General features: G+C 65.2%; 1 protein-coding gene. It reads right to left on the reverse strand.

What is annotated here, in order from left to right; all coding sequences use genetic code 11:
• Nucleotides 1-18 precede the first annotated feature (18 nt).
• On the reverse strand, nucleotides 19-690 hold a 672-nt coding region (locus tag AC1DYI_RS37690), incomplete at its 5' end, for an FAD-dependent oxidoreductase (protein ID WP_477209157.1).

The raw sequence follows: 690 nt of genomic DNA on the forward strand, positions 1-690 counted from the left end.
TGTTCAGATCGCTTCAGCTCAGAAGTTCAACGTGCGCTTGTCCACGGCCAACGCCGCTTCCTTCGTCGCTTCAGACAGCGACGGGTGCGCGTGGCAGATGCGGGCGATGTCTTCCGACGACGCCTTGAACTCCATCGCCACCACCGCTTCGGAGATCAGCTCCGACGCGTACGGCCCGATGATGTGCACGCCGAGGATCTCGTCGGTCTTCGCGTCGGCAATCATCTTGACGAAGCCGGTCGTGTCACCCAGCGCTCGTGCGCGGCCGTTGGCCAGGAACGGGAACTGGCCCGTCTTGTATGCGCGGCCTTCAGCCTTGAGCTGCTGTTCGGTCTGGCCGACCCAGGCGATCTCGGGGCTGGTGTAGATGACCCAGGGGATGGTGTTGAAGTTGACGTGCCCATGCTGGCCGGCAATGCGCTCGGCTACCGCCACGCCCTCTTCTTCCGCCTTGTGCGCGAGCATCGGGCCGCGCACCACGTCGCCCACCGCCCAGACGCCCGGCAGGTTGGTCTTGCACTCGGCGTCGACAACGATCGCGCCGCGCTCGTCCAGCTTCAGGCCCACCGCTTCGCCGTTCAGGCCAATGGTGTTGGCGACACGGCCGATCGAGACGATCAGGCGGTCGCAGGCATAGGTCTGCTCCGCGCCCTTCGCGTCGGTGTACTTGACCGTCACACCGTCCTTGCT

The organism is Ideonella sp. P3_A4, assembly GCF_056403075.1.